This is a genomic window from Chamaesiphon minutus PCC 6605, assembly GCF_000317145.1.
GTDB lineage: Bacteria > Cyanobacteriota > Cyanobacteriia > Cyanobacteriales > Chamaesiphonaceae > Chamaesiphon > Chamaesiphon minutus.
Window position 1 is genome coordinate 72,518 of record NC_019697.1, and the last position, 13,176, is coordinate 85,693.

Sequence of the window (13,176 nt, forward strand, 5' to 3'; positions counted from 1 at the left end):
GTCCTAAATACCGTGACTTTTACCGATTACCCAATGACGACGGAAAGATCGAGCCAGACTGCTTTCTTTGAATGCCAGATAAATTGGTCTGCCGTGCGGACAGGTACGCGGGTTGCGGGTGCGTTGCCAGCGATCGAGTAAACTTTGCATCTCTGGTAAACTCAGCGATGTGCCATTGCGAATCGCACAGCGACAGGCAACGGCGACTTGAGCGGCTTGCAAATCTCCGCCCTGGCTGAGTTCGGTAATTGCCGCTGCGAGATCTTCGCGCATCAATAGGGGTGCGGGAGCCGTCCGAATCGCCCACAAGCCTTCGCCAAAGGGATCGATCGTAATTTCGATCTGCTGTAATTGCTCTATTTGCCGCTCTGACAGGTGTGAGAGAATAATCGGCGGTTCGAGTGGTAAAAGCTGCCAAGCACTAACTATTTGCTCGTATAGCACCCGCTCGTGAGCGATATGTTGCTCTACCAGCCACAGTCCATCGGCGTGTTCGGCAATGATATAAGTATTGAGGACTTGTCCGACAGCACGCAATTCGAGTAAGCCTAAACCATCTCCATCATTGGTATTAGTAATCGATCTTTGCGGAATGTGATAAGCTCCTTGCTGTTCGGCGACTGCGAGCAATTTGCCGATGCGACTGGATCGATCGTCATCATCGGTTTCAGCCTGAAGATTCAATGCTCGATCGAGTGCTTGCGCTACTTGCGCTTGCCAGTATTCTACCTGCTGGAGATAGATTTCCACCTTAGCGGGATGGCGATTCCAGTCGATGTAGTGCGGCGGAATCTGAAGGTGTAAAAAGCAGACGGGGTATCGATCGCGCGGTAATGTTCGTGCCAATCCACTGACGATCGTTTGTTCCAATTCTGGTGCCCGGACAATCCGACCGTTGACGGCAACCTTCACCCAGTCTAGCCGATGGCGATGACATCGATCGGGCAAGCCCAAAGTTAGCTGAATTTTCGACTCCGCTTCAGGTGCGGCACTCAATTTGGGTGCCGCAATCGCGCGGTAGGTTTGACTCGTTGCTTGCGCCTGTTGCAACTCTAGTTCGAGGCGTTCTTGAAGCTGGTTGAGGGGGCGAGCGGTTATTTCCACATGATGAAGATCGTCCACCCGCACTTTTGGTAATATTTGGGGGATAATTTGCTGTGTGGTTTTAGCACCGATAATCTGAAACCACGGACGATGTTGCTGCTCGATAGTCCAATTCACATGGGGATGACATAGAGCCAGATGATAAATTACCGTCTGTACTTGACGCAGTTGACAATTAAGATTGGGCAAACCCTCCCGTCTAGCTTCCCAGTCGCCAAACAGATCTGCGACATCAATTGCCGTTCCTGGTGCGATCGCGACTTCTTGTTGGCGCACGACTTCACCCTGATGGTTGTAGACTAAATGCCAACCATCGCAACTATGACGAGGGCGACTGTAAATCTCCAGATTGGCAAGCTGCGCCAGACTGTGCAGAGCCTCCCCCCGAAATCCCAAACTAGTAATGTGAAATAGATCGTCTCGATCGTCAATTTTACTCGTACTATGCGCTGTCGCCGCTTGTTGCAAATCGGCGAGTTCGATCCCACTGCCATTATCTGCCACCCGAATCCGCCAGCGATCGGGAAATAAGGACACGGTAATTCTCGTCGCCCCAGCATCGATCGCATTTTCACACAGTTCGCGCACCACCGCCCCCAGAGAGTCAATGACTTCTCCAGCAGCAATCAGGTGAATGACTTCGATAGGTAGTGTGTGAATCGGCATTTAAGAACGTTTCTGGCGTTACTGGCAAATAATGGTAGGAGCAATTCATGAATTGCTCCTACCATTATTTTCGGGAATTAGTCGTCCATTTTAGCGGACAAAATTATTTTGGTTTTGGATGCTATAAACTACCGCAAGGTCTGCCTGCGATTTCTAACCGATTGGATCTCAATTCTATTAACAATCGATCTCTAAACAGCGTAAGCGTGCTTCAACGCCCAAATGACTAGGAAAATAATGCCACCCAATACCAGCGTCGAAGAGATAGCGATGGCTGCGGGCGTATCTGCCCCTTTGAACTTCATGATGCCGCGATCGAGATCTGACATAGTTACTAATTTAAAAAGAACAGTTTCTTCATTCTAGTATACTCACATCTGGTACTAATACATAAAAACTAGTGTAAAGCGTAGATAGTCGGGTACCGGAGGTAATCGACCGATGCTAAGATACTGTAGTTTGATTCTCCCCCAGGAGCGACTGAGCCAACGATCGCCCGTACATGCTCTTTAAGTAGAGACTACACCAACGAGAAAAGATTGTGGGAATTGCAGCAGAAAACATCTCCAAAGGCTTTGGCAACTTCCAAGCTGTCGATCGTGTAAATCTCGAAATCGCGCAAGGTTCGCTAATTGCCCTCCTCGGCCCTTCCGGTTCGGGTAAATCGACCCTCTTAAGACTGATCTCTGGATTAGAAACCCCAGACGAAGGACGGCTGTGGCTGGCAGGAAAGGACGCCACCACACAGAGCGTGCGGGAACGCAATATCGGCTTTGTCTTCCAAAATTATGCCTTATTCAAACATCTGACGATCGGTCAAAATATCGCCTTTGGACTGGAGATTCGATCGATCTCCGCCTCAAAAGTCAAAAAAAAGGTTGCCGAACTCCTCGACTTAATCCAACTCAGCGGCTTAGGAAATCGCTATCCAGCGCAACTTTCTGGCGGACAACGCCAACGCGTAGCATTAGCTAGAGCTTTAGCCATCGAACCCAAAATTCTCCTGCTAGACGAACCGTTTGGAGCCTTAGATGCCAGAGTCCGCAAAGATTTACGCGCCTGGTTGCGGCAACTCCACGAACGCTCTCGCGTCACGACGGTATTTGTCACCCACGATCGATCGGATGCAATGGAAGTCGCCGATAAAATTGTCATCATGAATAAAGGACGCATCGAACAAATTGGCACTCCCGCCGAGATTTACAATCGTCCGGCTAATGCCTTTGTGATGGGTTTTGTCGGGCCTGTAAATATCTTACCCAGCAGTGCAAATATCTTCCAATGTCATAATTTTGCACCTACCAATTCCGAAATATTTATCCGGCCTCAAGATATCGCCATCGAAACCGGATCGAGCAGTAACACTGTAGCTGCCAAAGTTCAACGTTTGACTCATCTCGGCTCGGAAGTTCAAGCAGAATTAGCTCTAGCTGATGGGCAATTAATTACCGCACATTTGAGTAGGGAACACTTCGACAAGCTGCAACTAGAACCCCAACAGCAGGTATTTGTTAAGCCGAAAGCAGCTAAAACTTTTCCAGTTGATTTTTCAATTTAATTATTTGCGATCGCCTGCAATAGTATCCAAACTAATAATAGTGTTAACAATAGAATGCATTCATTTGACGTTATTTTATTTCACTCACTCGGACAAATCTACAAACGAATTCATCGGTAAGATCGACCCCTCCTTTGCTTAACAGAGAGGTATCCAGTCGATCGCTAAGTAGATGGGCGTAATTAAATATAAGATATCGCGTAGGGTGGGCACTGCCCACCAGCTAGGTTTCAGGCAAAATCTATTTTACAAAAAATTGCGCCTACCTACTTAGTTGAGATCGTGTGTTCTGGATTGAGATCGAACCCGATCGCGTGCAGATCGATTCGCCCGAATCTAGTCTTCCGAACCAAAGTGTCTGGGCACAATCCAAAGAGCGAGATTTTAGTGGAAGTGACATTCCATGAAGATCTTAATCTCATTATCGCAAATTGATTAGAATGGGGCAATCAAGATGCCGCCACCACATATAGCCTTTCCATCGTGCGACGAGTTAAACTTCTTTCCACCGGAAAATATCTGCCCAAAAACCGAGTTACCGCCAGCGACATCGAGCAGCGGTTGGGCTTGCCCAAGGATTGGGTCGAACAAAAATCAGGAGTCCTAGTTCGCCACTTTGTAGAAGATGAAACTGCATCATTGATGGGAGCCTTAGCCGCTAAAGATGCACTAGCAGCCGCTGGATTGTCGATCGAAGATATCGATTGTATTATAAGCACCAGCGGTATTCCAGAGCAATCTATCCCCTGTACGGCAGCCTTAGTCCAAAAACATCTGGGTGCGATCGATGCAGGGATTCCGGCTTTCGATATCAATTCGACTTGTCTGAGCTTTATTACTGGCTTCGATACTATCTCCTATTTAATCGAGGCAGGCAGATATCGCCGAGTGCTACTGGTTGCCAGTGAAGTCTGTACGGGCTTGAATTGGCACGATCGAGAAAGTTGTACCTTGTTTGGCGATGGTGCGGCAGCAGCGATTCTAGCTAGGTCTGAGCGGGGAGAAAGCGCGCGCATCTTGACTTCTAGCATGGAAACTTACAGCAAAGGGGCGCACCTGACTGAATGCACGGGTGGTGGCAATAAATATCATCCCAAAGACTATGCCGATAACCTCGAATCCTTTCTGTTTAGAATGGATGGCAGAGGTGTCTATCGGATGGCATCGGAAATTTTGCCTCGGTTTGTAGATAGCCTGTTGCAAACTGCCGAACTGAAGATCGCGGATCTGCAAATGGTTATCCCTCACCAAGCCAGCCTCATGGCAATGCGATTAATCTGCAAACAGCTAGGGATTGCACCAGAGAAATTTATGACCATTATTCAAACTCATGGTAATACAATCGCCGCATCGGTACCGATGGCTCTCCATGAAGCAATTCACCAAAACAAGATCCAGCGCGGAGATCTGGTGCTGTTGCTGGGTACTTCTGCGGGATTTTCGGTCGGCGGGATTGTCTTGGAATACTAAATTTGGCGATCTGTAGTAATAAACTGTATCTGTCAGGGCAAATATATGAGTCTCTTAATTCTATCGATCGGGTTATTATTTTTAGCTGAAAGAATTGGTAAATACCTGCTTGTCGAAAACTTTTTTCAGCGAGAAGATGAGATAGATAGATCGATCGAGCCAGTTGTCGAATCCAAAGTCAGTATCTTGCAACCGATTTTGAGTGGCGACCCTACTTTATGGGATTGTCTGGCTAAGAATTTACAAATGAAAACTAGTTATCCTACTGAATTTTTGTGGTTAATCGACGACGATGATGCCGAGGCACAAATCGGCTGCCGCCAATTAATAGATCGATATCCAGATATTAGCATCAAGCTGATTTCATTACCACAAGCCCCAGAGCGAATCAGTCCCAAGATGTTTAAATTAATTGAAGGATTGCAGCAGGCCCTAGGTGAGATGGTGGTAGTGCTAGATGATGACACAATTTTACCCGATCGAGGACTCGATCGGGCGATTCCATTTCTCAATCGACCTGCGGTTGGAGTTGCATTTGGCTTACCTTATTATCTGAATTTTTCAAATATTTGGTCTGCATTAGTATCTTGCGTTGTCAATAGTAGTAGCCTGCTCACCTACGTTCCTTATACGTTTTTGACAGCACCTTTTACTATTAACGGGATGTTTTTTGTCATGAAACGCGAAGTTCTCGATCGGGTCGATGGCTTTTCGGGACTAGAAACATCAATTGTCGATGATTTTGCGATCGCCAAACACTTTCGATCGCACGGCTATCTGCTGGCACAGACGCCCGTTTGTCATGGCATCAGTACCCAAATTAAAGATGCCAATCATTATTTTAGCCTTTTAAATCGTTGGTTTATTTTCCCACAGGAATCGATCCTCAAATCGATAAATATTCGCGAACTCGCCATATTTTATAGTACGGCACTGATTTCAACCTTCATCCCGTCGATTGTCGTCGGCTATCTGGTCTTATTCCCTTCTGTGTCCGCTACCATTTACGCGTTTATCTATTTTGGCGTCAATGCTTATATTTTGACACAATTTAATACTAAATATCTTAACAATGCTACACCCGATCGACAAATATTGTTATTATTAGCGATCCAACTGATTATGCCAGTGCATATTATTTTAGCTTTGTTTTCGCCACGGCGGATCGAGTGGCGGGGGAAAACGATCGAACTTAATGCTGATGGCAGCTTTGAAATTATCAAACAGCGAAGTGTACCAGAGATTTAGATGAGTTAAAAGTTAATGAATATTGTCCTCTGTTGCTGCATTATTGGTATGGTGAGTCTAGTTTTGCTGTGGACTTTGGGAGAAACATTGTGGTGGTGGTATCTGTGGAGCAAATCTACAAGATTTGCTACTACGCCCCAATTCTTATGGCAAAATGCGGTTTTTTTTCTGACTGGAATTAGTAATTATGCCAGTGCAGATTTAGCACCAGAACAAAGAGATTTTTTAAAAGAACTAGGCGATCGAATTAATATAGATCTCATTGTCGCTACACCTTTTCCCTACGACTGCTCGACTGCTCGCGAATTTTCTAGATGTCAGATTTGGCACCATTTGGGAGATCGAGAATTGCCCTTATGGTTAATCTCGTTATATAACTTTTGGCAAACTTTATTAGTGACAATCTTAGAAAAGCCCTACGGCAATACCATCGCTCGATGTATCGGCAATCGACTGGGAACTGCGGCATCGCGAGATCGTAATTTATGGCTGATTTGTGGCAGCATTGGCGCGGGACTTGCCTTAGCCGCTGCCCCAAAACTTCGGGAAGAATTACAAGTCAATCTAATTATTATTGCTTACGGCGGAGTATTTAAAGCATCTGCTGGATTCGATACTGTCGATCGATTTTATCACTTGACTGGGAGCGAAGATACTTGGGCCAAACTTGGCAAATTTATCTTCCCCGGACGGTGGTTTCCTACAGGCGCATACGCCAGAGCAATTCGCGATAATCGAACGATCGAGCAATCTACTGGCAATCATCAACATCTCGAATATTTAAGCGATCGACGGGCGACTATTTCAAACTTATCCTATCGCACGTTAACATTAGATACAATAACTCAACTCTCAATTTGGCAAGAAAAAGGTATAAAGTATTGATATTTTTATGAAAATATTAGTTACCGGAGCAACAGGTTTTCTAGGCAAACAATTAGTAGTCAAACTCAGCAAACTCGGACATGAAGTTACGGCATTGGGTCGTAATTATAGCATCGGCGATCGATTAGTTACCGAAAATGTCAGATTTGTATTTAGAGATTTGAGAGATCGAGAAGGCATAATTGCCGATCTACAAGGACAAGACTATGTTTTTCATTGTGGTGCCTTATCTTCCCCCTGGGGCAAAGAGCGTGATTTTTATGAGATTAATTATTTAGGTACTAAAAATATCATCGAAGGCTGTCAACTCCATCGCATTAAGCGATTAATTTATGTGTCTACATCTGCTGTTTATTGCGATTATCGAGATCGATTAAATATTTTAGAAGATACATCTTTACCTATCCCCGTTAACGCCTATGCTCGCAGCAAACAATTAGCCGAACTCGAAGTTAGCAAAGCGCACCAAGCTGGTTTACCGACAATTTCTATTAGACCGCGCGGTATTTTTGGCCCCGGCGATACGGCAATTTTACCCCGATTGATGAGAGCAAATCGGCGCGGAGGAATTCCATTTATCGATCGAGGTCAAGCCTGTATTGACATTACCTATGTCGATAATGTCATCGATGCTTTATTGCTATGCCAAAATGCGCCAGATATCTTATTAGGCAGAATTTTTAATATTACCAATGGAGAACCAATTACTATTGCTAACTTATTGACAAAACTATTTGCTAAGTTAGATGAGCCATGCCGACTCAGACCAATTTCACTACGCGCGGCAAATTGGACTGCATCGCTAATGGAACTTATCGCCAATACAATATTGTTAGGGAAAGAACCCATTCTCACCCGTTATACAGTAGGATTACTAACCTATAGTCAAACATTAGACATTTCAGCAGCGACTCACGAATTAGGCTATCAACCTCGCGTGAGTATCGACGGTGGATTAGATGTTTTTGCCCGATGGTATCAAACTAATAATAAACCAAGTTGCTAGTTATATATTTTCGGTATAAAAATTAAATAGAGTAGATATATTTTCTATTTCCTATTCTCTATTTTTACCAATTTTTAGCAACTAGCAACTTAAGTTAATAGCAATCGATATGTCACTTAAAGTTAACTTTTTTTCAGCCGGATATTGTACGCACCCAGAAGCAGTAGTCATCCGCGATGGTAAATGGCAGTCAGCAAATTTTCCCTCTCTATTTGCTGCGATCGTCCATCCAACGCTCGGTGTAATTCTATTCGATACTGGTTATTCTAGTCGATTTTTTCAAGAAACTCGTGCTTTGCCATTGCGGTTATATGCTCTAGCTACGCCTGTATATTTCCAGCCAGCAGATAGTGCTGTCTCTCAGCTCCAGCAATCAGGCATCTCGCCAGAATCGATAAACTATATCATTATTTCTCACTTTCATGCCGATCATGTCGGCGGTTTACAAGATTTTCCAAATGCACGATTTATCTGTTTTAACTCTGCGTATCAAGCAGTAAAAAATCGGCAGGGATGGAGTGCGCTGAAGGCTGGTTTTTTGCCAGGGTTATTACCTACTGATTTCGAGCATCGCCGCATCTCGGTAGAAGATCTCCAGACTGTCTCATTACCTCCACAGTATCTTCCATTTGACACTGGCTGCGATCTATTTGGTGATGGTACTCTCCTAGCAGTCGAATTACCAGGTCATGCTACGGGACAGCTAGGCTTGTTTGTGGTTGATGCTGACGAACGCACTTATTTTCTCATCGCCGATGCTTGTTGGCTCAGTCGTGCTTATCAAGAGTTTATCAGACCACATCCGATCGCCAGTCTCATTTTTGCCAACGATCGAGAGTATGTAGATACACTCGCCAAAATTCATCAATTGCATCAGTTCAATCCAGATCTAAACATCATTCCCACCCATTGTGCGAAAACTTGGGAGAGATTAAATAAATCGATGACATCATAAAAAGGTAATGGTAATGGGTAATGAGTAAAAGATCGATTCTCTTTCCATGTGCCTCCCCATCTCCCCGCTTCTTCGCTCCCATCTCTACCTTTTCATACCTAAATCCAGCAGTCACGCCAGTAGGGTGAGCAATGTCTAGCATTTACGTTTCTAATTAATTCAAATTAAAATTAATAATAAGTGAACGATAAATTAGCAATTGTGGGTCAATATTTATTGATAAAATATGGGCGGACTTTTAAAAGTCGCAAACAACTTTTAGCATGGCAAAACACCAAAGTTGTCAATTTTTTACATCAGGTTTTACCCAAATCCCGGTTTTATCGCGATCGATATGAGGGCTTGAATCTGAGTGATTGGCAAACATTCCCGATCGTGGATAAATCGGCAATGATGGCCAATTTTGATGACTTAAATACAGTCGGAATTAGCAAAGACTCGGCATTTGAGCTTGCGATCGAAGCAGAAACAACGCGCAACTTTAGCCCCACCATTCAGGGGTATACGATCGGGTTATCTTCGGGGACGAGTGGCAATCGGGGCTTATTTATCGTCAGTCCAGCAGAGCGACAAATATGGGCGGGTACGATTTTAGCAAAAGCACTACCACACTCGATTTTTACGCCCGAACGGATTGCTTTTTTCCTCAGAGCTAATAGCAATCTTTATGAAACAGTCCGACGCCAACACATTCGCTTTGAGTATTTCGATCTATTTGCCAATCTCCAAAATCACATCGAGCGGCTCAACCGTATCGAGCCGACAATTTTAGTCGCACCACCCTCAATGTTACTGCTGTTAGCAGCCGCTCGATCGAGCGGCGATCTAAAGATCTTCCCAGAGAAAATCATCGCTGTGGCGGAGGTGCTAGACCCCTTAGATGAAACATATTTGCGTGAATGTTTCAGTCGTCCCATCCATCAATTGTATCAATGTACGGAAGGTTTTTTAGGCAGTACTTGCGCTTATGGTACGTTACATCTCAATGAAGATATCTTAGTAATTCAAAAAGAATATATCGATCGCCAATTGGGAAAATTTATGCCAATTATTACGGATTTTAATCGGCGAACTCAACCAATTATTCGCTATCGCTTAGATGACATTTTAACCGAACGACAAGATCCCTGTCTCTGCGGCTCGGTATTCACAGCTTTAAGCAGCATCGAAGGGCGATGCGACGATCTGTTTTGGTTGCCCGATCTCACTGGCGAGAGATTAATATCGATATTTCCAGATTTTATCCGCAGAGCCATTATGACAGCTTCAGCAGATATTCAGGCATATCGAGTCGTGCAAATAAGTCCGACGGCGATCGAAGTTTTTGTCAAAGTACCGCCAGAATTACAAACATCGATCGAGCAGCAAATCTCTGTGTCCTTAATCGATCTTTTCAATCGATCGCATTGTCAAATTCCGAATATATTTTACCAAGAATATGTCCAGCACACCGAACACCGCCACAAGTTGCGCCGGGTTCAGCGAGCATTTACCCCAGACAATCGATCCAGCTAAGCTATTCGCGTACTAGACAAATTTATGAACGAATTCATAGGTAAAATCAACCCGTCCTTTGCGTAACAGTGCGGGGTCCATTCGATCGGTAGTATTGCAAGTCATTAAAACTACCAACTTTTGTTGGAGATGAATTCCCGATTCATCGATCACACTTTGATAGAGGGTGCCATCGAGTAAACCTAAAATATGTTCGGTTTTACTATTTTCTTGAGCGGATTCGAGGGCGCGATTTTTGGCTAGATTATCAGCTTCATTAATAATCAAACAAATCCGTGCTAAATAACTCGGCGGTACGAAATTTTCGACAGCATCATGATCGAGGATGAAAATTACATACCCCAATGGCATCAAGACTTCTTTAGCGATCGCTTGCGTCCAGACGGTTTTACCAGTTCCAGGTTCGCCGTTAATTAGTACGGCTACCTGTTGTTCGCTCAAAATTGCTTGTTGAACGCGATCGGTAAAGCTTTGAATTTCGGCTGGAAACGATCGAATCGGATACTCACTATTAATTTTACCAACGCGACTCTTATAGCCGCTTAAAATCACTGCTACATCGAAGGTAGCCTTATTAATTAACGGTGCTAAATCTGGAGCCGAAATTGTATATTGACGTTTACCTTTCTCAAATGTCTCGACTTGCACCCAGATATCGTATTCTTTCCAGTATGCCGAAACATAGCCTAAGACTTCTAGTCGCTCCCAGGTGGTGAATCGTTCGGGTGGAAAATAGAAATACCGCTCCCAATAATATTGAGTAATTAGATCGGGTGTGCCTAAAATTTCTAAAATGTTTTTGACAGTAATTTCTTCTAGCCGATTTAACACATAATCGATCGGAATACTATCGCGACTGACTAATTGGACTATCGGTGTTTGGGCAACTAAAACATCTTTGTGACGTCGATCGGGCGAAGCCGGATCGGGCGTGATAAAATTCCACAGTTCGTTAAATTCGTACTGCACGCTATCAGAAAATACATTCAGAATATTCGCCCACCAGGAATACTGTTTGCGACTGAGTGCATCGGCAACATCGCTGACAAAATCGGCACTGCGTTTGGCCAAACTCCAGGTATCATTAATGACAATATTGGCAAAAAAGCCGATATCTAAATCTCGATTTAGGGGTCGCCAGCCCGATGCTAATAATCCTTTACTTTGAGCGTTATTACTCTGATTGAAATTGTCGTAGCCCATATTTATTATTTATCCTAAAATTTGCTCTGAGAGCTTCAGGCTCTTGGCACGCAATCTAATTGTGCTAAATATTGTGGTGGTACCGCATCTACCAACCACACATCGTTATCCGTCAGGTAAAAGCTATAACCGTCAGCAACCATTGCCAGCGTATCTATCCCCAAGATGACACTTTCACCCCGCCTAGCACCCACCTTGAATGCCGTATTCAGATCTGTGGTGAGATGGACGTGGTGGCGAGACATCTTCTGCAATCCCGTTGCAAAAATTGCGGCGATCGCTTTGATGTGAGTGCCATGATAGAGAGTATCTGGGGGCGTTTGAGCTGTAAGCTGTAAGTCGATATCGATCGAATGTCCCTGATTGGCGCGAATCAGATCGCCAGATTCATTAAATGCAAAACGTTGTTTATCATTGGTGGCAACTACCTGGTGTAGATCGGCTAGACTAATCTCAAATCCGTGTGCTGATGCTGCTGCTAAGAGCTTATCTACTTCAATCCAGCCTCCGGGCAAAAGTTCCAATCCCAGTCGTTCTGGCTGATGGCGCAGGTGTTTGGATAAGTATTTACTAATTCTAACGTGGCGTTGGGAAATTTGCAGGTTACCAGCCATAAAAGTTGTTATATTGCGCTAATTCATCGATCTTTAGGATACCCAGGATTTCGATCGACTAATACGATCTACATTAGCTCTGAGCAAGATCCCCGACTTCTTCAAGAAGTCGAGGATCTATTACTTAGGGGACAATTTCAACTAAAGTACCAGTGCGAGCTACCAGATAAACTTCATCGACATCGGTATTTTTGAGCGAGACGCATCCCCACGTCCAATTAATTTGCTTATCGATTAAATCTTCTGACTTTGTTGGTACGCCATGAATGCCAACATCACGCCCGATTGGTGCATACCAAGGAATTTTACCAGTTTGTTTGGCACTCAAATGTTTGCGCCACGAGTCGGCATTAGGATAGTCCAACCACAAGAATTTCGACCATTCAGGATGGGGATAAAGATCTCGAATATGCAAGATGCCTTCGGGGGTACGCCTGTCGCCTTCGATAAATTTATCGCCTTTAGGGTTGTCGCCTAACACGATCGGATAAGATTTAATTGGTTGTTTATCTCGATAGATAGTTAAGCGATGTTTTGATTTTTCAATTAAGATTGAAATCTGCGATTTATTAATGTTATCACCTACTATTTTTGCGATCGGCAGTTCGGTTTTAATAAATTTGGTAGGTGGTTGATGGTAAGCAGGTTGGCTCTGACATGTTTCGCAGAAGACTTGACTCCATAATGAGACTGGGACAATATACCCCCATCGAGCCAGCGATCGATAGATCGCCCCGATCGCAACTATACTTAATACTGTCACTAAGCCGATCTTGGCCGATTCCGGTAACTTCTTCCATCGCATGATTAACTGCACTGTAGAGGTCGATCGTCCATATCATAACAGCTAGATAAACTTGCTATTACTTATTTAAGTCGTAAGTGGTTGTTGCCGCGACCCATCCATCCAGCTACCCCTCCACTCTCCAAAAACTCCCAATTCCCATTGATA

The 13,176-nt window shown here is 44.3% G+C and carries 12 protein-coding genes; 7 read left to right on the forward strand and 5 right to left on the reverse strand.

Annotation, left to right across the window (positions count from 1 at the left end; translation table 11 throughout):
* Positions 1-3: 3 nt before the first annotated feature.
* Both mutL and CHA6605_RS34845 read right to left on the reverse strand, forming a co-directional pair.
* Positions 4-1,770 carry a DNA mismatch repair endonuclease MutL gene (mutL, locus tag CHA6605_RS00390; RefSeq protein ID WP_015157567.1) on the reverse strand — a complete coding sequence of 589 codons (1,767 nt, stop codon included), beginning with the start codon at positions 1,768-1,770 and terminating at the stop codon, positions 4-6.
* Between the two features lie 191 nt (positions 1,771-1,961).
* Complete coding sequence (locus CHA6605_RS34845) at positions 1,962-2,099, reverse strand: hypothetical protein (protein ID WP_015157569.1); 138 nt, start codon at positions 2,097-2,099, stop codon at positions 1,962-1,964.
* 212 nt (positions 2,100-2,311) lie between these two features.
* On the opposite strand from CHA6605_RS34845, the gene CHA6605_RS00400 reads away from it, so the two are divergent.
* The 7 genes from CHA6605_RS00400 (at position 2,312) to CHA6605_RS00430 (ending at position 10,407) form a co-directional block, all read left to right on the forward strand.
* On the forward strand, positions 2,312-3,328 hold the full coding sequence (locus CHA6605_RS00400) for a sulfate/molybdate ABC transporter ATP-binding protein (protein ID WP_015157570.1): 1,017 nt from the start codon (positions 2,312-2,314) through the stop codon (positions 3,326-3,328).
* A 480-nt stretch (positions 3,329-3,808) separates the two neighbouring features.
* Positions 3,809-4,798 (forward strand): beta-ketoacyl-ACP synthase III, encoded by a 990-nt coding sequence (locus CHA6605_RS00405; RefSeq protein ID WP_041547378.1) that lies wholly within the window; start codon positions 3,809-3,811, stop codon positions 4,796-4,798.
* A gap of 45 nt (positions 4,799-4,843) precedes the next feature.
* Complete coding sequence (locus CHA6605_RS00410; protein ID WP_015157572.1) at positions 4,844-6,046, forward strand: glycosyltransferase family 2 protein; 1,203 nt, start codon at positions 4,844-4,846, stop codon at positions 6,044-6,046.
* A 15-nt stretch (positions 6,047-6,061) separates the two neighbouring features.
* A complete protein-coding gene (locus tag CHA6605_RS00415; protein ID WP_015157573.1) occupies positions 6,062-6,931 on the forward strand; it encodes a hypothetical protein in 870 nt (289 codons plus the stop codon).
* A gap of 7 nt (positions 6,932-6,938) precedes the next feature.
* The gene (locus tag CHA6605_RS00420; RefSeq protein WP_015157574.1) at positions 6,939-7,937 is read left to right on the forward strand and encodes an NAD-dependent epimerase/dehydratase family protein; all 999 of its coding nucleotides are present in this window, start codon (positions 6,939-6,941) and stop codon (positions 7,935-7,937) included.
* Between the two features lie 109 nt (positions 7,938-8,046).
* The gene (locus CHA6605_RS00425; protein WP_015157575.1) at positions 8,047-8,892 is read left to right on the forward strand and encodes an MBL fold metallo-hydrolase; all 846 of its coding nucleotides are present in this window, start codon (positions 8,047-8,049) and stop codon (positions 8,890-8,892) included.
* Between the two features lie 180 nt (positions 8,893-9,072).
* Positions 9,073-10,407: a F390 synthetase-related protein gene (locus tag CHA6605_RS00430; protein ID WP_015157577.1), complete on the forward strand. Its 1,335-nt coding sequence runs from the start codon at positions 9,073-9,075 to the stop codon at positions 10,405-10,407.
* Between the two features lie 12 nt (positions 10,408-10,419).
* Here the strand turns inward: CHA6605_RS00430 and CHA6605_RS00435 are convergent, their stop codons facing one another.
* From CHA6605_RS00435 to CHA6605_RS00445, 3 genes are all read right to left on the reverse strand, one after another.
* Positions 10,420-11,610 carry an AAA family ATPase gene (locus tag CHA6605_RS00435; protein ID WP_015157578.1) on the reverse strand — a complete coding sequence of 397 codons (1,191 nt, stop codon included), beginning with the start codon at positions 11,608-11,610 and terminating at the stop codon, positions 10,420-10,422.
* Positions 11,611-11,645: 35 nt separating this feature from the next.
* Positions 11,646-12,224 carry an RNA 2'-phosphotransferase gene (locus tag CHA6605_RS00440; protein WP_015157579.1) on the reverse strand — a complete coding sequence of 193 codons (579 nt, stop codon included), beginning with the start codon at positions 12,222-12,224 and terminating at the stop codon, positions 11,646-11,648.
* A 124-nt stretch (positions 12,225-12,348) separates the two neighbouring features.
* Positions 12,349-13,029, reverse strand: coding sequence for a L,D-transpeptidase family protein (locus tag CHA6605_RS00445; RefSeq protein WP_015157580.1), 681 nt, complete (start codon positions 13,027-13,029; stop codon positions 12,349-12,351).
* Between the last annotated feature and the right edge of the window lie 147 nt (positions 13,030-13,176).